The organism is Nocardioides sp. DN36 (assembly GCF_055380375.1).
In genome coordinates, this window is record NZ_AP043823.1 from 1,859,795 (window position 1) to 1,882,553 (window position 22,759).

The 22,759-nt window shown below is 71.5% G+C and carries 23 protein-coding genes; 8 read left to right on the plus strand and 15 right to left on the minus strand.

Features of this window, described 5'->3' with window-relative positions; genetic code table 11:
* Window positions 1–348 precede the first annotated feature (348 nt).
* On the plus strand, window positions 349–1,068 hold the full coding sequence (locus tag ACZ43H_RS09855; RefSeq protein WP_464589807.1) for an alpha/beta fold hydrolase: 720 nt from the start codon (window positions 349–351) through the stop codon (window positions 1,066–1,068).
* 88 nt (window positions 1,069–1,156) lie between these two features.
* On the plus strand, window positions 1,157–2,059 hold the full coding sequence (locus ACZ43H_RS09860) for an alpha/beta fold hydrolase (protein ID WP_464589809.1): 903 nt from the start codon (window positions 1,157–1,159) through the stop codon (window positions 2,057–2,059).
* A 73-nt stretch (window positions 2,060–2,132) separates the two neighbouring features.
* Here the strand turns inward: ACZ43H_RS09860 and ACZ43H_RS09865 are convergent, their stop codons facing one another.
* The 3 genes from ACZ43H_RS09865 to ACZ43H_RS09875 all read right to left on the minus strand — a co-directional run bounded on the left by ACZ43H_RS09865 (window position 2,133) and on the right by ACZ43H_RS09875 (window position 4,578).
* Window positions 2,133–2,483, minus strand: coding sequence for a hypothetical protein (locus tag ACZ43H_RS09865; RefSeq protein WP_464589810.1), 351 nt, complete (start codon window positions 2,481–2,483; stop codon window positions 2,133–2,135).
* Between the two features lie 73 nt (window positions 2,484–2,556).
* A complete protein-coding gene (locus ACZ43H_RS09870; RefSeq protein WP_464589812.1) occupies window positions 2,557–3,489 on the minus strand; it encodes an alpha/beta fold hydrolase in 933 nt (310 codons plus the stop codon).
* Between the two features lie 339 nt (window positions 3,490–3,828).
* Complete coding sequence (locus ACZ43H_RS09875) at window positions 3,829–4,578, minus strand: SDR family oxidoreductase (RefSeq protein WP_464589814.1); 750 nt, start codon at window positions 4,576–4,578, stop codon at window positions 3,829–3,831.
* 188 nt (window positions 4,579–4,766) lie between these two features.
* On the opposite strand from ACZ43H_RS09875, the gene ACZ43H_RS09880 reads away from it, so the two are divergent.
* Window positions 4,767–5,405 (plus strand): TetR/AcrR family transcriptional regulator, encoded by a 639-nt coding sequence (locus tag ACZ43H_RS09880; protein ID WP_464589816.1) that lies wholly within the window; start codon window positions 4,767–4,769, stop codon window positions 5,403–5,405.
* Between the two features lie 97 nt (window positions 5,406–5,502).
* Here the strand turns inward: ACZ43H_RS09880 and ACZ43H_RS09885 are convergent, their stop codons facing one another.
* The gene (locus ACZ43H_RS09885; protein WP_464589818.1) at window positions 5,503–6,771 is read right to left on the minus strand and encodes an MFS transporter; all 1,269 of its coding nucleotides are present in this window, start codon (window positions 6,769–6,771) and stop codon (window positions 5,503–5,505) included.
* A gap of 447 nt (window positions 6,772–7,218) precedes the next feature.
* On the opposite strand from ACZ43H_RS09885, the gene ACZ43H_RS09890 reads away from it, so the two are divergent.
* From ACZ43H_RS09890 to ACZ43H_RS09900, 3 genes are all read left to right on the plus strand, one after another.
* On the plus strand, window positions 7,219–8,598 hold the full coding sequence (locus tag ACZ43H_RS09890; protein WP_464589820.1) for an epoxide hydrolase family protein: 1,380 nt from the start codon (window positions 7,219–7,221) through the stop codon (window positions 8,596–8,598).
* 163 nt (window positions 8,599–8,761) lie between these two features.
* A complete protein-coding gene (locus ACZ43H_RS09895; protein WP_464589822.1) occupies window positions 8,762–10,114 on the plus strand; it encodes an epoxide hydrolase family protein in 1,353 nt (450 codons plus the stop codon).
* Between the two features lie 127 nt (window positions 10,115–10,241).
* The gene (locus ACZ43H_RS09900; protein WP_464589824.1) at window positions 10,242–11,165 is read left to right on the plus strand and encodes a TIGR03620 family F420-dependent LLM class oxidoreductase; all 924 of its coding nucleotides are present in this window, start codon (window positions 10,242–10,244) and stop codon (window positions 11,163–11,165) included.
* 63 nt (window positions 11,166–11,228) lie between these two features.
* Here ACZ43H_RS09900 and ACZ43H_RS09905 read toward each other — a convergent pair whose 3' ends face one another.
* The 7 genes from ACZ43H_RS09905 to ACZ43H_RS09935 all read right to left on the minus strand — a co-directional run bounded on the left by ACZ43H_RS09905 (window position 11,229) and on the right by ACZ43H_RS09935 (window position 19,131).
* Window positions 11,229–12,599 carry a LuxR C-terminal-related transcriptional regulator gene (locus ACZ43H_RS09905; RefSeq protein ID WP_464589826.1) on the minus strand — a complete coding sequence of 457 codons (1,371 nt, stop codon included), beginning with the start codon at window positions 12,597–12,599 and terminating at the stop codon, window positions 11,229–11,231.
* Complete coding sequence (locus ACZ43H_RS09910; protein WP_464589828.1) at window positions 12,548–14,008, minus strand: AAA family ATPase; 1,461 nt, start codon at window positions 14,006–14,008, stop codon at window positions 12,548–12,550. Before ACZ43H_RS09910 ends, ACZ43H_RS09905 begins: the two co-directional genes overlap by 52 nt.
* A 440-nt stretch (window positions 14,009–14,448) precedes the next feature.
* A complete protein-coding gene (locus tag ACZ43H_RS09915) occupies window positions 14,449–14,955 on the minus strand; it encodes a phosphorylase family protein (RefSeq protein ID WP_464589830.1) in 507 nt (168 codons plus the stop codon).
* Window positions 14,871–15,158: a site-specific integrase gene (locus tag ACZ43H_RS09920; RefSeq protein ID WP_464589832.1), complete on the minus strand. Its 288-nt coding sequence runs from the start codon at window positions 15,156–15,158 to the stop codon at window positions 14,871–14,873. Before ACZ43H_RS09920 ends, ACZ43H_RS09915 begins: the two co-directional genes overlap by 85 nt.
* 30 nt (window positions 15,159–15,188) lie before the next feature.
* The gene (locus ACZ43H_RS09925; RefSeq protein ID WP_464589834.1) at window positions 15,189–15,659 is read right to left on the minus strand and encodes a site-specific integrase; all 471 of its coding nucleotides are present in this window, start codon (window positions 15,657–15,659) and stop codon (window positions 15,189–15,191) included.
* A gap of 284 nt (window positions 15,660–15,943) precedes the next feature.
* Complete coding sequence (locus ACZ43H_RS09930; RefSeq protein ID WP_464589836.1) at window positions 15,944–17,089, minus strand: class I SAM-dependent RNA methyltransferase; 1,146 nt, start codon at window positions 17,087–17,089, stop codon at window positions 15,944–15,946.
* Window positions 17,086–19,131 carry an APC family permease gene (locus ACZ43H_RS09935; RefSeq protein WP_464589838.1) on the minus strand — a complete coding sequence of 682 codons (2,046 nt, stop codon included), beginning with the start codon at window positions 19,129–19,131 and terminating at the stop codon, window positions 17,086–17,088. Before ACZ43H_RS09935 ends, ACZ43H_RS09930 begins: the two co-directional genes overlap by 4 nt.
* Window positions 19,132–19,154: 23 nt before the next feature.
* Between ACZ43H_RS09935 and ACZ43H_RS09940 the strand changes: the two genes are divergently transcribed.
* Window positions 19,155–19,877: a potassium channel family protein gene (locus tag ACZ43H_RS09940; RefSeq protein ID WP_464590786.1), complete on the plus strand. Its 723-nt coding sequence runs from the start codon at window positions 19,155–19,157 to the stop codon at window positions 19,875–19,877.
* A 4-nt stretch (window positions 19,878–19,881) separates the two neighbouring features.
* Window positions 19,882–20,562 carry a potassium channel family protein gene (locus ACZ43H_RS09945; RefSeq protein ID WP_464589840.1) on the plus strand — a complete coding sequence of 227 codons (681 nt, stop codon included), beginning with the start codon at window positions 19,882–19,884 and terminating at the stop codon, window positions 20,560–20,562.
* A 2-nt stretch (window positions 20,563–20,564) separates the two neighbouring features.
* On the opposite strand, the gene ACZ43H_RS09950 is transcribed toward ACZ43H_RS09945, so the two are convergent.
* From ACZ43H_RS09950 to dut, 4 genes are read right to left on the minus strand one after another with little or no spacing between them, the layout of a single operon-like run.
* Complete coding sequence (locus ACZ43H_RS09950; protein ID WP_464589842.1) at window positions 20,565–21,287, minus strand: DUF3159 domain-containing protein; 723 nt, start codon at window positions 21,285–21,287, stop codon at window positions 20,565–20,567.
* Window positions 21,284–21,646, minus strand: coding sequence for an OB-fold nucleic acid binding domain-containing protein (locus tag ACZ43H_RS09955; protein ID WP_464589844.1), 363 nt, complete (start codon window positions 21,644–21,646; stop codon window positions 21,284–21,286). The genes ACZ43H_RS09950 and ACZ43H_RS09955 overlap by 4 nt, the downstream gene beginning before the upstream one ends.
* Window positions 21,647–21,665: 19 nt before the next feature.
* Window positions 21,666–22,307, minus strand: coding sequence for a DUF3710 domain-containing protein (locus tag ACZ43H_RS09960; RefSeq protein ID WP_464589846.1), 642 nt, complete (start codon window positions 22,305–22,307; stop codon window positions 21,666–21,668).
* A gap of 25 nt (window positions 22,308–22,332) precedes the next feature.
* Complete coding sequence (gene dut, locus ACZ43H_RS09965) at window positions 22,333–22,737, minus strand: dUTP diphosphatase (RefSeq protein ID WP_464590788.1); 405 nt, start codon at window positions 22,735–22,737, stop codon at window positions 22,333–22,335.
* Window positions 22,738–22,759 lie beyond the last annotated feature (22 nt).

Consider the following 22,759-nt stretch of genomic DNA (forward strand, 5'->3'; position numbering starts at 1 on the left):
GACTGGTCCACGGACACCAGCGGGTGGCCCACGCCGGTGGCCTGGAGACCCTGAGCGGGTGGCCGTGCGCGCACACCGAAGCTGGGTCTGCTCAGGTCCCCGCGCGACGGTCCGGGCACCGACCACGCCGTGCCGGACGCCGGCACCTGGGCCTTCCCCGGGCCGGCTCACTGGATCAGTCAGTTGGCTGATGCCGCCGGTGGACCCGTCCGGTGACGCTGAACCTCCACTCTTCACCGTCCGCTCTCCGATGCGCCCGGCCCGTCCCGGGTCGCACCCCTGTCGCACCCGGGCCTCACCGGCCCGGCGCCTGCACTGGTTTGCCGTCACTTCCTTCTTGGAGCTCACATGGAACCGAACGTCATCCTCATCCATGGCGCCTACGCCGACTCCTCCAGTTGGGACGGCGTCATCGCGCCGCTGCAACGCGCAGGCCATCGCGTGATCGCCTGGGCGAACCCCCTGCGCAGCGTCGCCGCCGACGCCGCTGACCTCACTGCCCTGGTCCGCACTCTCGAAGGCCCGGTGGTGCTGGTCGGCCACTCCTACGGCGGCGCAGTCATCACCAACGTCGCAGCCGACGCCGGGCAGGTCACCGGCCTGGTCTTCGTCGCCGGGTTCGCCCTCCTAGCGGGCGAGAGCTGCGGGGAGGCGTCCGCGCTCGTTCCCGGCGGCACCCTGGCCGAGACCCTACGGCGGGTGCCGCTGCCCGGGGGTGGCACCGACACCTACATCGCGCCGGAGCGCTACCACGCCCAGTTCGCGGCCGACCTCCCCAAGCAGCAGACCGCGACCATGGCCGTCACCCAGCGCCCCATCACCGAAGCAGCGCTGTTCGAGCCGTCCGGCCCGAACCCACTGTGGCAGTCGACGCCGAGCTGGTTCCTCTTCGGCGAACTCGACCACAACATCCCCGCCGGCGCCCACCAGATCATGGCGCAGCGCGCGAACACCCAGCGGACCGTCGAGGTTCCCGGCGCCTCCCACGTCGTCGGCATGTCGCACCCCGAGCAGCTCATCCACATGGTGGCCGCCGCATCCGCTCCGCGCCCGTTCATGTCCGCGTGACCCGCCCCTGACCCCACCAGCCAGCCCGGCCCCGCATCGGCCATCCCAACACCCCCGCATCGAGGCACCCGTACGGAGGAGCACCACCATGACGAACCACTTCCCGCGCCGACGCGCGACGGCTTTGGCCGCCGGCGCGGCCGCCATCGCGGCGCTGCTGACCGCGACCGAGCACCCCGCCACCGACGCAGTGGCCGCCGACGCAGTGGCCGCCGGCGCAGTGACCGCCCACGCCGTGACCGCCGACGCCGTGACCCCGATCGGGGCATCCGCGGCGGCCCGACACCGAGCGCCGACCGTCCTCCTGGTCCACGGTGCGGACGCCGATTCATCCTGCTGGCATGGCGTCATCCGGCGACTGCAGAAGCAGGGGTATCCGGTGGTCGCGTTCGCGAACCCGCTGCGGGGCTTGGCGAGCGACGCTGCAAACCTCACCGACCTCCTGCGCACCATCAAGGGGCCGATCGTGCTGGTGGGCCACTCCTACGGCGGCATGGTGATCTCCCAGGCCGCAGCCGGGAACCGCCACGTCCAGAGCCTGGTGTTCGTCGACGCCCAGATCCCGCTGCCCGGCGAGACGGCCGCCGAGCTCACCAACAAGTACCCCGGCAGCCAGTACGGCGCCGCGCTGCTGGAACGCCCCTTCACCCTGCCCAACGGCAAGAAGGGCGTCGACCTGTACGTCCAGCCCGCGAAGTACCGCGCCCTGTTCACCGGCCCCCACATCGGCAAGGCCGAGGCGCTCGCTCTGGCCGCCATCCAGCGACCAGTCGCCGTGACAGCGTTGAACGAGCCGGCCACCAAGGCTGCCTGGCGTCACATCCCGAGCTGGGACGTGATCGGCACGAAGGACACCGCCATCCCGCCCGCGTCGCAGGTGTTCATGGCTCGCCGTGCGCACGCCCACATCACCCGCATCGCGGCACCGCATGCCTCGATGCTGACGTTCCCCGGAGTCATCGCGAAGGTCATCGAGGACGCCTCCCGCTGAGGAGTCCTCGACTGCGACCCTGCGGGTCGGTGTGCTGGGCGGTGGCCGGCCGCCGACCCGCTGGCTTCCGGATCTAACCGGTGCGCCGGGCGTCGTGGCGCCCGGCTACCGCCCAGCCGGAGAGCATTGCAGCTTCGGCGCCCGCGTCCAGCACGTAGGTCCAGCGCAGCCGGCCCCGCGCGACGTTCACCACGTCGATGGTGAGGAGCGTGGTGGCCGTTCCCAGACCCAGGCGCCGTGCGTGTGGCCACCCCTCGTCCGTGCCGGCTCTCACCTGGGCGTAGCCGACGCAAGCCAGCAGACCCGCGACCGTGCGCACCAGCCAACGGTCCTGCTTCGGGCCGAAGACCGCCTCGAAGCTGCGCAGGTGCAGCAACGGCCACAGGCCGCCGGCGAGGTTGAACGCTCCCTGGGCCCTACCCATGAGGGGAAGCTGCGCCATGCGTCCCCGATACCCGCCACCGCGGTCGGCATGCGCTGCTCGCTCCGCCGCCGGTTCACTTACGCAGCGTGTCGGCCACCGGTGGCGTCTCGGCGCTCAGACGCTCGACCTCGAGGACGGCGTCGGCGAAGGCGCCGGGTGCTTCCTGGGGCAGGTTGTGCCCGGCGGACGGCACCTGCCGGTGCACGTGCGGTCCCGTCAGGTGCGCGGCCGCGGCGCTGCCGTCGGTGGCGGGAAAGTTCCCGTCGGCCTGACCTTCCAGGGTCACCGTCGGAGCACTGATCGGGGGCAGGGCGGCCAGGCGCCGTTCCGCGTCGTCGTAGACCGGGTCACCCGCGGCGTGCCCGAGGCGGTGGCGGTAGGAGTGCAAGACCACGTCGACGTAGTCGGGGTTGTCGAAGGCGGCGACGGTCTCGTCGAAGACCGCCGGCGGGTAGTCCCAGGCGGGCGAGTTGCGACGCCAGATCACCTCGGCGACTGCGCGCCGGTTCGCCGCGAGTCCCGCGGCGCCGCGGTCGGTGAGGAAGTAGAAGAAGTACCAGAATCCTGCTTCCAGCGCCGGTGGCAGCGGCGTCCCGGCGGCCGCGATGTCCTGGATGAGGTACCCGTTGACCGACACCAGTCCCGCGCACCGGTGCGGCCACAGTGCCGCGACGACGCAGGCGGCGCGGCCGCCCCAGTCGTAACCGGCCAGGATGGCGCGCGGGATCTCGAGCGCTTCGAGCAGCTCCACGACGTCGGCCCCGAGCGCGGCCTGCTGTCCAGACCGCATGCGGTCCGGGTCGCGGAAGCGGGTCGGTCCGTGCCCGCGCAGGTACGGGACGATGACGCGGAAGCCGGCCCGTGCCAGCAGCGGCGCGACCTCGACGTAGCTGTGGATGCCGTAGGGGAACCCGTGCAGCAGCAACACCGGCGGCCCGTCGGGCGGACCGTCCTCGTAGTAGGCGACATCGAGTGTGGCGGTCAGGACATGCCGCAGGGGCTTCATCGCAGGCCGTATCGGGGCACCGGCGCGGTCGGGTTCCATGTGGTGTCCTCCGTCTCAGGGTGCGCCGGGCTGTTCCCGGCGGTCCTCCGAGCGTGCGTGCCGCGGACGTGCCGAGGCATCGGTTGGATGACTGGCCTCGCTGCCCGCGGAGCGAGAAGGCCCGGAGAGGCGTAGAGGGAAGCCCCGGGGGGGCGCCCGGTACACCTCGAACGCGCATGCGTCGGGCCTCCCGCCGAAGCGGGAGGCCCCACGCGGTCCACCTCGAGCGCCCGTCCGGGGCCGGGCAGCCTGGGGTCGTTGCCGAAGAAGCTGGGCCCCTCGGCGTCGTGCGCTGAGCGGTCAGAGCTGCTCGGCGCCACCGTCGACGAAGATTTCCGCGCCGGTCATGAAGCTGCTCTGGTCGCTGGCCAGGAACAGCGCCGCGCTCGCGATCTCCTCAGGCTGGCCCATCCGGCCCATCGGGACCGTCGATGCCAAGCTGCCCAGCAGTGCCTCGGTGTCGGCCGGGCTGGGCGCGAGACCCTCCACGCCAGGGGTGTGGGTCGGGCCGGGGATCAGGGTGTTGACCCGGATCTTGCGGTCGACCAGCTCGGCGGCCCAGGTTCGGGCGAAGGAGCGGATGGCGGCCTTGGAGGCGGCGTAGACGCCGAAGGCCGGGGTGCCGGCGCTCGCGGCGGTCGACCCGACCAGGACGATCGCGGCCCCGTCGTTGAGGATCGGCAGCGCCTTCTGGACGGTGAACAGGGTGCCGCCCACATTGCCCTTGAAGGTGTTGGTGAAGTGCTCCGGGGTGATCGCCCCCAGCGGCGCGAACTCCCCACCGCCGGCGTTGGCCATCACCACGTCCAGGCCGTGGCCGTGCGCCTCGACGACCTCCATCAGGTGGTCGAGGTCCTCCAGGACGCTGACGTCGCCGCGGACACCGACGGCGTTGTCGCCGATGGCGACCACCGCCTCATCCAGCGCCTCCTGACGGCGTCCGGTGATGAACACGTGCGCGCCCTCGGCTGCGAAGCGGCGGGCCGCGGCGAGGCCGATGCCGGATGTGCCGCCGGTGACCAGGGCGGTCTTGCCTGTGAGCTGTCCCATGATGAACTCCTTGATTTGTGTATCGAGCGGTACAGTTATGTACTGTAGGTGTTTCGGGCCGCGCATTCAAATCCGTATCGTTCGGTACTGAAAGGGTGGTGGATGATGGGCGACGCGATGACCGGCGAGCAGCCCGGAGGCCGACCTCATCGCCGGCGGCGGGTCTGATGAGCTCGGAGGATGTGACAGTGACGGTGACGGAGCGCGGCAGAGGGCGTCCTCGCGAGTTCGACGTCGAGGGGGCGTTGGACAAGGCGATCGAGGTGTTCTGGCGCCACGGCTACGAGGGCACGTCGCTGAACGACCTCACCTCCGCCATGGGCATCAATCGGCCGAGCATGTACGCCGCGTTCGGCAACAAGGAGCAGTTGTTCCGTCGCGCGGTCGAGCGGTATGCCGAGGTCGACATGGCCTACGCGCGCGAGGCGCTCGCCGAGCCCACAGCGGCCCAGGTCGCTGCCACGCTGCTGCACCGCAACGCCGAGGCGATCACCCGACCCTCCGGACCGACCGGGTGTCTGTCGATCCAGGGCGGGACGGCCTGCGGGGCGGAGAACGAGGCGGTGGCGCAGTTCCTCGCGCAGAGCCGACTGGCCGGTGAGCGCCTGCTGGCCGAGCGGTTCTCCCGGGCGGTCGACGAGGGCGACCTTCCCGAACACGCCGACCCGGCGGCCCTGGCGCGCTTCGTGATGGTGGTCGCCGAGGGGAACTCGGTCCACGCCGCAGCAGGGGTGTCGCGCGAGGAGTTGCTGGCGGTCACCGAGGTGGCGTTGAGCGCCTTCTCCGCAACCCTCGCCACCCAGGCCGGCAGAGCACCGGCCCGCTGAGCACCGGCCCGCTGAGCACGAGCCTGCGGAGCACAGCGCGGTCGAGCGGCCGCCCGATGCGGGCGTGGGCGGGTAGAGCTCGACCCTCAGGCAGCCCTCACGGTTCACGGGTGTTCACCACCCGGCTCGTCGCGGCGGTGTAGATCGCGCCGGCCAGGACTGTGGCGGCGGCCACGGCGAAGTCGACCCTCAGGCCGGCCCGGTCCACCAGGGCGCCCCCGACCAGGGCACCGGCCGCGATCGAGACCTGGAAGACGCACACCAGGACCGCCGAGGCGGCCTCGGAGGCCTCGGGCAGCGCCCGGATGGTCCAGGTCTGCAGCGTCAGCGGCACCATGCCCCACGCCAGTCCCCAGCACGCCACGGTCACGGCGACCCCGAGGGCTTGGTCGGCGAGGATTGCGGTGAGCGCCACTGCGCCGCTGAGGCACGCCATTGCGCCCACCGTCGTGCCGATGGGCCTGCGCACGATGAGGCGGCCGCCGAGGAGGGTGCCGAGGAACCCGGCGACCCCGTAGGCGGTGAACAGTGCGGTGAGCGCGGCCGGAGGCAGCGCGGCGGGTCCCATCAGGAACGGGCTGATGAAGGTCGAGGCCGCGAACTGCCCGATCACCACGAGCACGGTCGCGACGTAGCCGACCCGTGCGATCGGGGACCTGAGCACCTTGCCGAACGCGGCGAACCGGAGCCCGGCAGTGGCAGCCACATGCGGCACCAGCAGCGCCTGCGCCGCCAGCACGACGACCGAGAGAGCGGCAGTCGCCCAGAACGCCGCCCGCCACCCCCACATTGCGCCGACGAACTGTCCCGCCGGCAGGCCGATCACGGTGCCCACCGAGATGCCCGCCAAGATGACCGACGTCGCGACGGGGCCGGACCCTGGTGGCGCCATCCGGAACCCCATGGAAGGGACGACGGCCCAGAACCCGCCCAAGGACAGGCCGACGAGGACCCGCGCCGCGAGCAGAACCTCGAAGGTCGGGGTCAGGGCCGCGACCACGCTGGAGACGAGCAGCAGCAGCCCCAGCGCCAGCACCAGATGGCGTCGGTCCCATCGGGCCGACCACACCACCAGCAGCGGTGCGCTCAGGCCGGCGACCAGTCCCGGGACCAAGACCGTCAGCCCGGCGGTCCCCAGGGTCACATCGAGCTCGGCCGACAGCTGCGGCAAGATCCCTATGCACACGAACTCGGCTGCGACCACGACGAACGCGCCCAGCGACAGCGACAGCATCGCCAGCCAGTCGTGCCGGGACAGCCGCGCGCCGTCGGCCGGACCGGTGGTCCCACCCGTCGGCCGCTCGAACCGGACCGCGGGGCTGGTGGAACCCGTCCGGCCGTCTTCGGGGGTGATGGATCGAGTCACCGCACTCCTCAACCTTCGGTCTGCTCGTTCGGCCTGGTCGATGGCCGGTGCTGGCCGAGTCCAACGGGGGCTCGACGATCGGCTGCGAGCCGCGTGGCTTCCAACCTCATGCCGTGGCCAGGGCTGTGCCATCAGTCCCATGACTGCGAGTTAAGGGCCCCCCGGCCACCGACCGGACCCGGAATGTCCTGGCGGCCGCCGGCACATCAGCCGCCCGGCGCAGAGGGCGACGTCCGGTCCGCTCAGCGAGCTGCGGCCGCGTCGACGCCACCCCTGGGGCGTTGACGCCGCGGGTCGACGCGGGGAGGGCCTGCGGTCCGGACCGCAGGGGCGCGCCGGGCTGGGTTCCGACTTGTCAGCCGAAACCCAGTCATCGTGCCGATGATCCGATCCGAGCTCGCAAGCAAGCCTGAGCGGTGACGTCACCTGCCAGTCGAAGGAGCAGCCATGGACACCGCCACCATGGATCGGTACACACCAGACCCACACGCCCGGGACCCGCACGCCGGTGGCGTGCGACCGGTCGATGCGCCCCCGGCCTCCCACGGCCCGGCGGGCCTGAAGCGGCGTGACGCGTTGCGACTGAGCGCCGCCGGCGGAGTCGCCGCGTTCGGGGGCCCGCTGCTGCTCGGCTCCCCGGCCGCGGCGGCCAGCAGCCTGGCCGGCGCGCCCGAGGTGGTCCTCCCGCGTGCCACCGACGCGGTGACGCCGTTCCGGGCGCACGTGCCGGAGGCAACCCTGGTCGATCTTCGGCGACGGCTCGCCGACATCCGCTGGCCGGACGCCGCGACCACACCCGGCTGGGCGCAAGGCGTCCCGCTGGAGCGGGCTCGGCGCCTGGCTCACGACTGGCTCCACGGCTACGACTGGCGACGAGGCGAAAGCGCACTGAACGCGTTTCCGCAGTACCGCACCCGCATCGACGGGCTCGGGATCCACTTCCTCCACGTCCGCTCGCGCCATCCCAACGCGCTCCCCATCGTGCTGACCCACGGCTGGCCGGGATCGGTGTTCGAGCAGATCAAGCTGATCGACCCGCTAGTCAACCCGACCCGCTACGGTGCCCCGGCCTCCCAGGCCTTCCACGTCGTGGTCCCGTCCCTGCCCGGGTTCGGCTTCTCGGACAAGCCGACCGTCACCGGCTGGGGCGTCGACCGGACCGCGCACGCTTGGCAGGTCCTCATGGAGCGCCTGGGCTACACCCGCTACGTGGCCGCCGGAGGCGACTGGGGCTCTGGGGTCACCCACGCACTGGCGAAGCTGCGGCCCTCGGCCCTGGCCGGCATGCACACCAACTTCCCCACCTACCTGTTCGACCCGCCGGTCAGTGACCAACCCGACGCCGAGGAGCGCGAGGCGCTCGCGCAGCTGAACCAGTTCTCCAGCGACGGCATCGGCTACCTGCGGCAGATGACGACGCGACCGCAGACCATCGGCTACGGCCTGGAGGACTCACCCATCGGTCTCGGCACCTGGATCTACGAGAAGCTCGCGGCGTGGACCGACAGCGACCATGGCCCCGAGCAGGCCTTGGGTCGCGACGCGGTCCTCGACGACATCACCCTGTACTGGGTGACCGGGACCGCCGCCTCCGCGGCCCGCTTCTACTGGGAGAATCCGGTCACCACTCGACCTGACCTCGACCTTCCCGTCGGCGTCACGGTCTTCCCGCGCGAGATCATCACCAGCCCCCGCGTGTGGGCCGAACGGTGTTACCACAACCTGATCCGCTTCAACCAAGTCGGCCGCGGCGGTCACTTCCCCGCCTGGGAGGTCCCCCGCCTGATGGCCCGCGAGCTGCGCGCCACCTTCGACCCCCTCCGCTGACCCGGCCGCCGCTGCCGCCCCTGCCGTCCATCTCGCTTCCGCACGGCCGGCGCGCGACCGCCCGCCGCGCTGGCCGACAGCTACGGATCATCCTCCTGCACCCCCGTCCGAGCACGCCTCCTGAGCAGCGTCTCGGGGAGCTCCCTCACAGAAGAGCCTCAATATGGACACCTCAAGGACCGAGCCCCACCCCTCCGATCGCTTCAACCCGTCCACCCGGGCCAACATCGCCCCGAACCGCCGCACCCTGTTGCGGACCACCGGCCTGGCCGGCGCGGCCGGCGCCACCGCCACCGCCCTGTCCGTCACCGGGGCCGGCCCCGCCCTCGGGGTTCCGACCACGCCGTCGGGACAGGCGCTGCTCCCGCCGGCCACCACCGGCGTCAGCAGAGTCCGTCTCCACGTGCCCGACCGCGACCTGCGCGACCTGCACCACCGGCTGGCCCGTACCCGACTGCCCGACCCTGGCCCGGCGCCGGACTGGGCCCAGGGCGCGCCCGAGGACCAGATCCGGCCGCTGCTGCGGCACTGGCGCAACCGCTACGACTGGCGCTCCTTCGAGCGCCGCCTCAACCGCACCGGCCAGTACCGCACCCTCATCGACGGACTCGGCATCCACTTCCTCCACGTCCGGTCTCCGCACGAGAACGCGCTGCCCATCGTCCTGACCCACGGCTGGCCCGGCTCCATCGTGGAGTTCCTCGACGTCATCGACCCGCTGGTCAACCCCACCGCGCACGGCGGCCAGGCGACCGACGCCTTCCACGTCGTCGTGCCGTCCCTGCCCGGCTACGGGCTCTCGGACCGGCCCACCGAACCCGGCTGGGGCCTGCCCCGGATCGCGGCCGCCTGGGACACCCTGATGAAGCGCCTCGGCTACCGCGAATACGTTGCCCAGGGCGGCGACTGGGGTGCCGGTGTCACCACCTGGTTGGGCAAGCAGCGGCCCGCGGGCCTGCGCGGCATCCACCTGAACCTGCCCATCCTGTTCGCCCCGCCGCCGCTAGACGGCCCCCCGACGCCCGCCGAGCAGGCCGCGCTCGCGCAGCTGACCGAGTACGGCACCCACGAGTCGTCGTACGCGACGCTGCAGGCCACCCGCGCGCAGACGCTCGGCTACACGCTCGCGGACTCGCCGAGCGGCCAAGCCGCCTGGATCTACGAGAAGCTCGGCGAGTGGTCCGACACCGACCACCACCCCTCTCGGGGCCTTGGTGCGGACCGGGTGTTGAACAACATCTCGCTGTACTGGCTGACCAACACCGGCGCCTCCTCGGCCCGGCTGTACGCCGAGAGCTTCGGCGACGACTTCGTCACCATCGCCCTCGACCTGCCGGTCGCGGTCAGCATCTTCCCCAAGGAGATCTACAGAGCACCGCGCGTGTGGGCCGAACGGACGTACTCCGACCTCGTTTACTTCAACGACGACATCAGCGCCGGTGGCCACTTCGCCGCGTTCGAGCAACCGAAACTGTTCGTCTCCGAGGTCCGCGCCGGGTTCCGGGATCTGCGCTGAACCACCCGTCTCGATCGCGCCGCCCTCGAGGCATGCGTCGGCGGCGTAGCCACCACTGCTCGGCCTGACCACCCTGCGCCATCCGAAGCCGCCCACCGCGGCCGGAGGCCGAAAGAAGGAAGTGCGCATGAATGACGTTCGCGCCGCGATCGGCCCGGTCGGTCTGTGGAGCATGGAGCTGCGCAGCCCCCGCCCCGAGACGCTGGACACGGTCTCTGCGCTCGACGAGCTCGGCTACCGGGCCCTGTGGGTCCCGGGCCTGGACGGTCGAGGTGTACTCGACGACGTCGACCACCTCCTCGGCGCCGCACCCCGGGCGCACGTCGCCCTCGGCGTCGTCTCCATCTGGAGCCAGACCGCTGCGACCCTCACCCGGAGAGTCGCCGACCTCGACGCCCGACACGGGCCCCGAACCCTCGTCGGCCTGGGAATCAGCAATGCACACGCGGCCGCGAACGCCGGCCGCGACTACGGACGACCGACCGCCTCGATGAGCGATTACCTCGATGAGCTCGACGCGGCCACAGCCGACGGCACCGCCCCGATCCCTCACGAGCGGCGGCTCCTCGCCGCTCTTGGGCCCCGGATGGTCGACCTCGCCGCGGACCGCACCTCCGGTTGGCATCCCTTCCTGGTGCCGCCCGCCTACTGCGCGCTGGAACGCGACCGGGTCGGCGCCACCTCCCTGATCGCGCCCCACCAAGCGGTCGTGCTCGACACCAACCCCAGCCGCGCCCGCGCCGCCGCGCGCGCCGGCGTCGGCATGTTCCTCGGCTTCCCCTCCTACCGGTCCAACCTCTCCCGTATGGGGTTCACCGACGCCGACCTCGACGGCGGCGGCAGCGACCGGCTGATCGACGCCCTCGTCGCCCACGGCAGCCTCGAGGACGTCGAACGACGGGTCCGGGAGCACCTCGACGCCGGCGCCGACCACGTCGCACTTCACGTGCTCTCCACCGACCCCGGCATCACCGGCGGCCCGGGAGGACTGGCCCCGGTCCGGGAGTGGACCGAACTTGCCCAGCTCCTCACGTCGGAATCGGCGGCCTGAGCGACCCTTCGCCGATGGCCCGTGACGCGCGGGTGCCGACCCGCGACGCTACGGGTCGAGAGCTCAGCCGCCAGCCCCGTCGGCGCCGTGGCCGGCTTGGCCCTCGGCCCACGTCGCCACATGCGCCGTTAGCTGGGTGCGCGAGGTGATCCCCAACTTGGGGAAGACGTGGTACAGGTGCGAGGCGACCGTGCGCGTCGAGCAGAACAACCGCTCTCCGATCTCCCGGTTGGACAGGCCCTGCGCGGCCAGCCGAGCAATCTGCAGCTCTTGGGGCGACAGCAGGCTCACCGCCGGCGCGGCCACCTCCTGAGGGCTTCCGCCGGCGGCGCGCAGCTCGGTCGATGCCCGGTCCGCCCAATGCTTGGCACCGATGAGCGTCAACGACTGCTGCGCCGCGCGCAACGGCCCTCGCGAGTCCACGAGCCGACGCTGCCGCCGCAGCCACACGCCGTAAGCCAGGTTGACCCGGGCCCGGACCCACGGCCAACGGGTCAGATCCTCCTCGAACGCGGCCCGGAACAGCTCCTCGGCGGCCGCGGGCTCGGCCAGAACCGGTCGCGCATAGAGCAGGTGCGCGTGCAGCAACGGCGACGGCGTGACGGTCGCGAGCTGCTCCATCCTCGCGAGGACCTCCCGCGCCTCAGGCACCCGCTGGACGCCCACCGCGGCCTCGGCGAAGAACATCAGGCCGTGGATCGACTCCCGCTCGTGGTGGTAGGGCGAGGCCGGGTCGAACAACTTGCACAGCTCCTCGAACGCCTGCTCGTGGCGCCCGCTGCCGGCGTGCGCGAACCCGCGGGCCAAGGCCACGCACGCGAGCTGGTCGGCCAGGCCCCGCGCGTGGGCGTACGCCTCAGCCTCCGCGGTCAGCTCCAGCCCTGGCCGGGGGACCCCTTTGAGGCCGGCGAGCATGGATGCGACGTTCTCCGAGCCGGTCGCCCAGATCGGCTGTCCCGTCTCCCGAGCCAGCCGGCGTGCCTCGACCGCGCCCTCTTCGGCCTGGACCCACTCCCCGAGCGTGACGCGGGCGTTGGCCTGGATGGACAACACCTGGGCGAGCACGCCCAGCCGGCCCTGGGCGCGCATCGTGGCCGCTGCCCGATCCAGCAGGTCGACGCACCGGGCGCTGTCGCCGATCGCCCAGGCGGCCTGTCCCAGCGCCCGCCAGCCATCGGCGTCGTCCCCGGCGAGCGCCGGCAAGTCGGCCAGGACACGGTCGACGTCACGACCGCTCGAGATCGGGTCCGCGACCGCGAACGCGAGCGCGACCCGCGGGTCGGAGTCGCGGCCCAAGGCGCGCAGCACCTCAACGACGGCCTCGCGGGCTGTGAGGCCGGCGCCGCTCCACCAGCAGCGCACCGCGGCTCCGTAGAGCAGGTTCAACGCCAGATTCGGGTCACCGCCGGTGAGGATCGTGTCGCGGCCGCGCACAGTTCCCGGACCCGTGCGATGTCGCCTGGGTCGCCGTCGTCGAAGATCTCGGTCAGCCACGCCAACCGGGCGCGGTCGAGCTCGCTCAGCGGAGCCGCCGACGCTTCACCGACCAGCTGCCGGACCAGGTCGCTACGGCCCAACCCGAACGCATGCTCAGCGGCCACCAGCATCCGGCGCCCGCGCGTCTGCGGGTCCGGTGACAGCCGCGCGGCGCGCTCCAAGCTGGCGACGGCGTCAAGAACTGCGCCCCGATCCAGGGATGTGTCCGCCTGTCGAACCAATGATGCGGCGACCGCCTCATCGGGGGCGCTGCTGGCGGCGGCGAGGAACCGGACCTGCCGGTCGGGTTGCGCGTCCAGGACGCGCGCTAGGGAGCGGCTGGCGCGCTGCTGGCGGCCAGGTGACTCAGCGGCGACGATTGCCGAGCGGACCAGCGGATGCCGGAACCGCAGATGGGCCGCGTCGTAGAAGATCAAGCCCGCGGCCACGGCCGCGTCGGCGGCATCCGCGGTCACGTGCTGGCCCGTGAGATCGGTGGTGGCGGCGAGGATCTCGTCGAGGTCTTCTGAGTCGGTCAGCGCGGCGACCAGCAACAGATCCCGCGTCGTGGCCGGAAGCTCCTGCGCGCGGCCCGCGAACGAGCGCTGCAGCCGTTCGCTGGTGCGCACCAGCATCCCGGCGCCGGTCGTCGCGTCGGCTAGGGCCGGGCCCCCGGACCGCCAGGAGCGCGCCAGCTCGACGAGGGCCAGTGGGTTGCCCCGGGCCAGGTCGAGGATCCGCACTTGGTCGGCTTCGCTGAGCGGTTCGCCGACTGATGCGAGGATGCGCCGGGCGGCCCTCTCCTCGACCGGTTGCACCCGATGCACCCGAGCCGGCACCTCGGCGAAATGGTGCGGCTGGCCGGTACGGATCGTGGCCACCACCGTCACCGGGTCATCGCTGAGTCGGCGGGCAACGAACGCCAGGACCGTCTGGGAGGCCTCATCGAGCCACTGCATGTCGTCGACGAGAACCACGACCGGCCGGTTCGCGGCCTCCTCCGTCAACAGGGTCAGCGTCGCCAGGCCCGTCAGGAAGAGCGAGGGCGCGGGCCCGTCGCCACGGCCAAGAGCCGTGTGCAACGCGGCTCGCTGCGCCGCCGGCAACACCTCGTCCGTGGCCATGATCGGGCCCAGGAGCCGGTGCAGACCCGCGAACGGGAACTGGGACTCGGCCTGGATGCCGCGCACGCTCAGTACGCGGAACCCGGCGTCCTCGGCGATCACTTGGGCGGCGTCCAAAAGCACCGACTTGCCGACCCCAGCTTCCCCGGACAGCTCTAGGCATGGCGCGGTCCTCGACTCAGCGGCGAGCACCTCACGAAGAAGCTGGATCTCGAACTCTCGCCCGATCAGCTCGGAGTTCACGGGCGAGGACGGCACCCGTCCATGATGCGTCTCTTCACCTCAACCTGCTAACGCCACCCCCTCAAGACCGGCCACCGGGAGATTCGGGGCGATCGCGGGCATCGCGACGCTGGTCCCCATCGCTTCCACCGCCACGGGACACGACTCCCGCACCGCCAGCACGCCGAAGAGTCCGAACTCCATGTGCCCGGCGGGCCCTAAGGGTGAGCACACGGGTGTGCCGGAGGCTGTGGGTGGGCGCGCCATCGCTCTGGGCCACGGGATGTCCAGCAGAGTCAAGCCCTCATCAGCGGGCGAAGGGGCTGACGAGAATTACTCCAACCTCGATTCAAGGCGCCCCCTCAGATCCGTCGGCCGGCAAGACGCCCACCCGACCCGGAGGTGAAGGCGGCGGCCACCTAGGGACCCCACAGGTGGCCGGCCGGTCAACAGCGGGCAGCTCACAGAGCCAACTCACTCAGATGCTCGTGCGCGTCGCGTGCTCCAGAAGTTGCCCGGCCGTCGGCGCCTCGGACCGCCACCTTGATGGCTGCGTTCACGGCCGAGTCCTTGATGGCCAGATCGGGAGCCTCGGCCGACTGGCGATCAGCGACGATGCCGTAGACACACTCCACTGCGAAGCCGTACACCGCGCCCATCTTGAAGAGCGTGCCGGCCTCCATCTCAACAGTTGAGCATGCGAAGTCGCCGGTACTCCCCGATGACGTCGACATGCCGTCGAAGCAGATCAGGATTCGCGAGGTGGCCACCCGCTCCTGACCTTCGAAGAAGGTGTCGACCGATGCGATTGTGCCGACATGGTGGGCGACCCCCATCTCGTCTGTAGCGTCGGCCGACCGCCGCGATTGACCGGGGCGAGCCGTCAGAGTCCGAGATCGCGGCTTGTGGTGGTCGCGAGTGAGTCGGCGGGTCGGATGTAGTGGCTGAACAGCGTGGTCAGGTCCCAATGTCGGGTCTGCGCGGCGATCCGGTGGCTCGGGGCACCATTGACGGCGGCGGTGGTGGCGTGTCCGGCGCGCAGCGAGTGGCCGCTGACGCCGAGGTCACCGAGTCCGGCCGCGGTGGCGCGGTTGCGGACCAGGTCGCTGACGGTGCGCTGCCCGATGCCGTCGCGGGTGATCGGGCGGGTCGCCGGGACGCGGGTGAACAACGGCCCTGGCCCGGCGGGGCGGATGTCGAGTCAGGCGCGGAGGGCGCGGATGGGATCGGTGGCGGCGTGGATTCCGGCGGCGACGCCGACCATCTGGCCCTGCCCCTCCTGGTCGGTCTTGGAGCGACGGATGGTGATGAGCAGGCTGTGCGAGTCGACGCCGACGTCGGCGAGATGGAGCGCGGCGATCTCACTGGGGCGCAGTGCGGCGGCGAAGCCGAGCAGGAGGACGGCGCGGTCGCGAACGCCGATGCGGGACGCGGGGTCGATGCTCGCCACGATCTGGGCGAGCTCGGCGACGGCCAGCGGATGTGCCTGGCGGCGAGGCGCGGTGCCCAGGATGCGGCGCAGCCCGCGGCGTACACGTCGCACGACGGCGGCTGCGGTCAGGTCGCCGAAGCCCTCCGGGTGGTGGCGGTGGGCGATCGCGGCGCAGTCGTCGTCGAGGGTGCCGTTGCAGAGCCCGGCCTCGGCGCGCTCGGAGGTAGGCGGCCACGGCATCCTGGGCGGCCGACAGCGGAACCAGGCCGTGCCGGCGGCACCAGGTCTCCCAGCTCCGCCAAACGGAGGCGTAGGTGGTGCGGGTGGACTCAGCGACCTCGGCGTCGATGGCGACGGCGATCCACTGCAGGTCGTCAGACGTCAACCCGCTGAGACCGCCCTTCGTTCGAGGGACAGCCGTGATAGCGGCGGAACGTCACAAACCGAGCCCGAGAACTCAAAGTGAGCCCAAAGTGAGCCTCAAGGCCCGTTCTCGGGACTCCCGCCCGAGGGCCCAGTTCACATCACCGCAGGTCAGAGCCGGTTTTCGTGAGCAATGCGACGCATTCCACATGATGCGTCATCGGGAAGAGGTCGAACGCACGCAGCGTCCGCAACACGTAGCCACGCTCGGCGAAGTACGCCAGGTCGCGAGCCAGGGCCGCCGGGTCGCAGGCGACATACGCGACCGCCCGCGGGGCCCTGTCCACGACCTGCTCCACCACCGGCCGGCGGGCACCCTCGCGGGGCGGGTCGAGGACCACCAGGTCGAAGGGCTCGTCGTACGACGAGGCCAGCACGCGGTCGACCGAGCCGCTCGCGACCACGACGTGCCGGAACTCCGCGAGGTTGGTGCGGGCGTGGCCGCAGGCCGTGCGGCTGCCCTCGACCGTCACGACCCGGCCGCGCTCCCCCACCCGCTCGGCGAGGAAGGCGGCGAAGAGGCCGACGCCGCTGTAGAGGTCGAGGACCTTCTCGCCCGGCTGCGGCTGCAGCAGCTCGAGCACGGTCTCGACCAGGGTCGCCGGCGCGCCGGGGTGCACCTGCCAGAACCCGTCGGCCGAGACCACGAACTCGCGGCCGAGGACCGTCTCGTGCACGAGCTCCGGCGACGGCTCCCGCGCGTCGGTCCGGGCGATCAGGCAGTCGTCGACCGGGATCACCTCGTTGGAACGGTGCACCCTCATGCCGCGACGGCCGTCGTCGGTCCGGGCGTACTGCACGCGGGTGCGCCAACGCAGCCCGTCCTCGTCACCCGCGACCGGCTCGACGACCACGGGGACGTCGAGCTTCGCGAGGCGGGCGAGCTGCTCGCGCACCACCGCGGCCTTGAGCTCGCGCTGGTGCGGCAGCGCGACGTGCTGGAAGTCGCACCCGCCGCACAGCCCGGGGCCGGCGTAGGGACAGGGAGCGGAGACCCGGTCCGGCGAGGCCTCGAGGACCTCCACCGCGTCACCGCGCCAGAACCGGTCGCCGTCGTTGCCCTCGGTGATCTGCACGACCACGCGCTCGCCGGGGATCGCGTGCCGCGTGAACACCACCCGGGCCTCGGGCTCGGGCAGCCGGACGATGCAGTGGCCACCGTGGGCGACCGGGCCGACCTCGGCCTCGAATCGCTGCCCGACCCGGGAGGCGCCCTTGGCCTTGCGCTGGCGTGGGCTGCGGCTCATCGGTTGATCTGTCCGCGCCGGCTGCGGTCCCCGACCTGGCCACGGCGCAGGTCACCGGGGCGGACGCGGGCGAGCTCGCGCTCCTCCCGCTCCCGGGCGATCTGGGAGGAGCGGAGCTGGTAGGGCACCGAGATGACCATGACACCGGGCGCGAACAGCAGCCGGCCCTTGAGCCGCAGCGCGGTCTGGTTGTGCAGCAACTGCTCCCACCAGCGGCCCACGACGTACTCCGGGATGTAGACAGCGACCACACCGCGAGGGTTGGCCTTCTTGATCTCCATCGCATAGTCGACGATCGGCTTGACCAGCTCGCGGTACGGCGAGTGGAGGACCTTGAGCGGGACCCCGAGGTTGCGCTCGTCCCACTCCTCCAGCAGCTTGTTGGTGGCCGCCGGGTCGGCGGCGACGTACACGCCCTCGAGGACGTTGGGACGCGTCGCCTTGGCGAACGCCAGCGCCCGCAGGGTGGGCTTGTGCAGCTTGCCGACCAGGACCATGGCGTGCACCCGCGTGGGCATCACCTTGTCCTCCTCGTCGGCCGCGAGCTCGGCGTTGACGTTGTCGTAGTGGCGGCGGATGCCGCGCATGATGACGAAGAAGACGATCATCGCGAGGATCGTGATCCAGGCGCCCGCGAGGAACTTGGTGATCAGCACGATCACCAGGACGACGGCGGTGAAGCTGAGGCCGACGGCGTTGATCGTCCGCGAGCGGTACATGTGCCGGCGCGCCGCCGGGTCCTTCTCGGTCTTCAGGTGTCGTGTCCAGTGCCGGATCATGCCGAGCTGGCTGAGGTTGAACGACACGAACACGCCCACGATGTAGAGCTGGATCAGCCGCGTCGTCTCGGCGTCGAAGGCCTGGATCAGCACGATCGCCATGACGGCGAGGAAGACGATCCCGTTGCTGTAGGCGAGCCGGTCGCCGCGGGAGCCGAGCGCCCGCGGCGCGTAGCCGTCCTGGGCCAGGATCGAGCCGAGCACCGGGAAGCCGTTGAACGCGGTGTTGGCGGCGAGGACCAGGATGATCCCGGTCACGGTCACGACCAGGTAGAAGCCCGGCGAGAAGTCGATGAACACCGCCCGGGCGATCTGGGCGATGACCGCGTGCTGGTCGTAGCCGGGCGGGAGCGGCTCGCCGTTGAGCGTCAGCCGGTCGAGGTCGCTCGGGTCGACGTACTTCAGCCCCATCTGCTTGGCCAGCACGATGACGCTGATCATCATCGTGATCGCGATCATGCCGAGCAGGAGCAGCGTGGTGGCGGCGTTCTTGCTCTTGGGCTTGCGGAACGCCGGCACGCCGTTGGAGATCGCCTCGACACCGGTCAGCGCGGCACAGCCCGACGAGAAGGCCCGCGCGAGCAGGAAGAGCAGCGCGAACGTCGTGAGGGAGCCGCCGTACCCGGGTGCCGGTTCGATGGTGAGGTCCGCGCTCTCGACCTGCGGCAGGTTGCCGGCGGCCAGCTCGAACATGCCGAAGGCGCACATCCCGAGGATGGCGATCATGAAGGCGTAGGTCGGGAACGCGAAGAACGTGCCGGACTCGCGGATGCCGCGCAGGTTGATGGACATCAGGACCAGCACCATGATCGAGGCGAACGTCGCCTCGTGCCCGCTCAGGGCGCTGATCGCGGAGGCGGCGTACTGCGCGCCCGACGAGATCGACACCGCCACGGTGAGTACGTAGTCGACCAGGAGCGCGCTCGCCACCGTGGTGCCGGCGGTTGCACCGAGGTTGACGGTGGCGACCTCGTAGTCACCACCGCCGCTGGGATAGGCGTGCACCGTCTGCCGGTAGGACATCACCACGGCCGCCATCACCAGCGCGACCGCGATGCCGATCTTCCAGGACCAGACGTACGCCGACGCGCCGGCCAGGGACAGCATGATGAAGACCTCGTCCGGCGCGTAGGCCACCGACGACAGCGCGTCGCTGGCGAACACCGGGAGCGCGATGCGCTTGGGCAGGAGCGTCTCCCCCAGCTGGGAGCTGCGCAGCTTGCGCCCCAGCAGGATCCGCTTGGAAACGTCGCCGACACCCACGAGCGGAAAGGCTAGACCTATTGATGGGCAGAGCGTGCGTTGCCACCCGCGGGTCACCCGAGCCGACGTGTAGCGTCTGCCCCGTGCACGTCGTGATCATGGGTTGTGGCCGGGTCGGCTCGACACTGGCCCGCAGTCTCGAGGACCGCAACCACACCGTCTCCGTCATCGACAGCGAGCCCGACGCCTTCCGGCGGCTCGGGCCCGGGTTCAACGGGGACAAGGTGACCGGGTACGGCTTCGACCAGGAAGTCCTGGAGAAGGCGGGCATCCGCCGCGCGGACGCGTTCGCGGCCGTCTCCAGCGGCGACAACTCGAACATCATCGCCGCCCGGGTGGCGCGCGAGACGTTCGGGATCCAGCAGGTCGTGGCCCGCATCTACGACCCCGGCCGCGCCGAGGTCTACCAGCGTCTCGGCATCACCACCGTCGCGACGGTGAAGTGGACCGCCGACCAGGTGCTGCGCCGGCTGCTGCCGGCGGGCGCCGAGCCCGACTTCCGCGACCCCTCCGGCACCATCCGGCTCGACCAGGTCCCGGTCACCGAGGCCTGGATCGGCCACCGCACGATCGACTTCCAGTCCCAGTCCCAGAGCCGCATCGCGTGGATCGACCGGCTCGGCGAGGGCATGCTGCCCACCAAGGACAGCGTCATCCAGGAGGGTGACCTGCTGCACCTGGTGATGCGCGAGGAGAACGCAGCCCACGCCTACTCGATCATCGACCGCGGCCCCGAGGAGTCCTGAGACCATGCGCGTCGCCATCGCCGGAGCCGGTGCCGTCGGCCGTTCCATCGCCCGCGAGCTGATCACCAACGGCCACGAGGTCCTCCTCATCGACAAGGCCCCCGCCTCGATCAAGCCCGAGCGGGTCCCCGACGCCGAGTGGCTGCTCGCCGACTCGTGCGAGATGTCCTCCCTGGAGGAGGCCCGGCTCGACCGGTGCGACGTCGTCATCGCCGCGACCGGCGACGACAAGGCCAACCTGGTCACCTCGCTGCTCGCCAAGACCGAGTTCGGCGTGCCCCGCACGGTCGCCCGGGTCAACCACCCCAACAACGAGTGGCTGTTCACCGAGGCCTGGGGCGTCGACGTCAACGTGTCGACGCCGCGGATCATGTCGGCACTCGTCGAGGAGGCGGTGACCGTCGGCGACCTGGTGCGGCTGTTCACGTTCCGCCAGGGGAACGCCAACCTGGTGGAGATGACGCTGCCCGCGGAGTCGCCGTACGTCGGCAAGCCGATGGGGCTGATCCCGTTCCCGGAGAACTGCGCGCTGGTCACGATCCTGCGCGACGGCCAGGTCTACGTGCCCGACCCCGAGCAGCCGGTCGAGGCCCACGACGAGCTGCTGTTCGTCGCCTCGGCCGACGTCGAGGACCAGCTCGAGCGGCTGCTCGCCCCCGGTGGCCACGGCGGCTACGGGGGCTGACGTCAGGCGGTGACGGGGGTCCGGTTGCGCGAGAGCAGCCAGACCATGCCGCCCAGCGCCGCGAGCTGCAACGGCCAGCCCAGGGCGATCTTCAGGACGCCGAGCGCGGCGACCGCCGTGTCCGGGTCGATCGCCCCGGAGTGTCCCCCGATCCACAGCGGCGCCTGGACGACCACGCGCAGCAGGCACGGGAGCACCAGCAGCCAGGTCAGCCGCGTGCACAGCCGGACGACCTGCTTGTCCCGGTGCCACGCCGTGGGGTCACCGGTGACGCTGCCGACCATGAAGCCGACCACCGGCCAGCGGATCAGGCAGGTGAACGAGAGCAGCACCGTGTAGACGGTGTTGTAGATGATGCCCGGCAGGAAGTACGCCAGCGCCTGGTCGTTGGCGTCGCCGCCGTTGCGAGCGGAGAGCGTCACGAAGAACCAGCCGATGCCGATCCCGACCAGCGCGTTCACGACGAACTGCACCGTCGAGCGCTGCACGAGGCGTACGACGAGCAGTGCCACCGCGGCGGCGACGCTGACGACCAGCGCCAGCCGCAGCTCCTTGGTCGTGAGATAGAAGAGCGTGAACAGCAGCGTCGGCACCGCCGCCTCGACCATCCCGCGGCGGCCGCCGAGCGCCTTGCTCAGCTGGGCCCGGACCACCGCCTCGACGGTGTCGACGGACGTTGCTCGCGCGTGGGGGTGGCTCTCGGGGTCGGTCATCGGCCCGCTCACGGCATGAGCTCGTAGCGGGGGTTGTACATGATGCGCTGCCCGTCGTGCTGGCCGATCCGGCCCTGGATCTCCATCGACCGACCGGGCGAGATGCCGGAGATCCGGCGCCGCCCGAGCCACACCACGGTGATCACCCCGGACCCGTCGAACAGCTCCGCCTCGAGCGCCGGGACCCCGCCGCGCGGGCGCAGGGTCACGGTGCGCAGCGTGCCGCGCAGCCGCACCCGCTCCCGATCCGGCGCATCGGCGATCTGCAGCACGCCCGTGTGCGCGAACGTGCGCCGCAGGTCGCGCGCGTGCTGGTCCTCGGTGTTCGCCCACTTGCTGATGGTCTTGCGCAAGCGGCTCTTCTCGGGCATGACGCGGACCTCTCCGGGCTCAGCTGGTCGGGGGGTCGACCCGGCGCGCGCCCTCGGGCAGCACGACCGGCAGCACATCCCCGACGGGCATGGCGCCCTGGCCACGGCGGACGGCGACCCGGGTGATGGTCTCCTCCCACTCCTCCGCGCCCTCCATCTCCATGGCCGGACGGCCCAGGAGGGTGGCCCGCAGCATCCAGCGCGGGCCGTTGATGCCGATGATGCGCGACGGCTGGGTCGCGGTGGTGCCGTCCTCGAGGCGGACGGTCATCCGGCAGACCAGCTCGGTGCCGAAGCGGCCCTCGCGCTCGCTGGCGGTCCCGCCGTGCTGGGCCATGTCGGCGGCGATCTGCGGACGGACCGTCTCCCACAGGTCGCCGTTGCGGGGCGCGGCGAACGCGCGCAGCTCGACGGCGCCGTCCTCGCCGGCCAGCAGCACCGACTGCACCTCGCCGGTGGCCTCGTCGACCTGCAGCCGCAGCTCGCGGCCCTCCTCGGGCTCGATGAGCAGCGAACCGAGGTCGAGCCGCTCCACGCCGTCGTCCGGGAGCTCGTCCACGTCGTACGGGCCGGCCACGGCGGCGGCCGGGTCGACCTGCGCGTCGTCGAGCAGCGCCTCGTCGGCGACGTCGGTCTCGGTGGACTTACGACGGAACTTCACTCTCACTCCTCGGTCCGGGGCGCGGTCAGGACCGACCGAAGCCTCCGGTAGAACCGTAACCCCCCGCACCCCGCGCCGACTCGGGGAGTTCCCCGACCTCGACGAACCGGGCGCGCTCGACGCGCTGGACCACCAGCTGGGCGATCCGGTCACCGCGGCGCAGCTCGATCGGCGCGTGCGGGTCGTGGTTGATCAGCATCACCTTGATCTCGCCGCGGTAGCCCGCGTCCACGGTCCCCGGGGTGTTCACGATCGAGAGGCCGTGCCGGGCGGCCAGCCCCGAGCGCGGATGCACCAGCGCGACGTACCCGACCGGCAGGGCCATGGCGACACCCGTCGGCACCATCGCCCGCTCCCCCGGCGCCAGCGTCACGTCGACGGTCGTCAGCAGGTCGGCTCCCGCGTCGCCGGGATGGGCGTACGACGGCAGCGGCAGGTCGCCGTCGAGGCGG

Coding starts and splice junctions, on each gene's coding strand:
- ACZ43H_RS09855 (WP_464589807.1), top strand. CDS start 349: ATGGAACCGAACGTCATCCTCATCCATGGCGCCTACGCCGACTCCTCC.
- ACZ43H_RS09860 (WP_464589809.1), top strand. CDS start 1,157: ATGACGAACCACTTCCCGCGCCGACGCGCGACGGCTTTGGCCGCCGGC.
- ACZ43H_RS09865 (WP_464589810.1), bottom strand. CDS start 2,483: ATGGGTAGGGCCCAGGGAGCGTTCAACCTCGCCGGCGGCCTGTGGCCG.
- ACZ43H_RS09870 (WP_464589812.1), bottom strand. CDS start 3,489: ATGAAGCCCCTGCGGCATGTCCTGACCGCCACACTCGATGTCGCCTAC.
- ACZ43H_RS09875 (WP_464589814.1), bottom strand. CDS start 4,578: ATGGGACAGCTCACAGGCAAGACCGCCCTGGTCACCGGCGGCACATCC.
- ACZ43H_RS09890 (WP_464589820.1), top strand. CDS start 7,219: ATGGACACCGCCACCATGGATCGGTACACACCAGACCCACACGCCCGG.
- ACZ43H_RS09895 (WP_464589822.1), top strand. CDS start 8,762: ATGGACACCTCAAGGACCGAGCCCCACCCCTCCGATCGCTTCAACCCG.
- ACZ43H_RS09900 (WP_464589824.1), top strand. CDS start 10,242: ATGAATGACGTTCGCGCCGCGATCGGCCCGGTCGGTCTGTGGAGCATG.
- ACZ43H_RS09925 (WP_464589834.1), bottom strand. CDS start 15,659: ATGCCGTGGCCGCCTACCTCCGAGCGCGCCGAGGCCGGGCTCTGCAAC.
- ACZ43H_RS09930 (WP_464589836.1), bottom strand. CDS start 17,089: ATGAGCCGCAGCCCACGCCAGCGCAAGGCCAAGGGCGCCTCCCGGGTC.
- ACZ43H_RS09940 (WP_464590786.1), top strand. CDS start 19,155: ATGGGCAGAGCGTGCGTTGCCACCCGCGGGTCACCCGAGCCGACGTGT.
- ACZ43H_RS09945 (WP_464589840.1), top strand. CDS start 19,882: ATGCGCGTCGCCATCGCCGGAGCCGGTGCCGTCGGCCGTTCCATCGCC.
- ACZ43H_RS09955 (WP_464589844.1), bottom strand. CDS start 21,646: ATGCCCGAGAAGAGCCGCTTGCGCAAGACCATCAGCAAGTGGGCGAAC.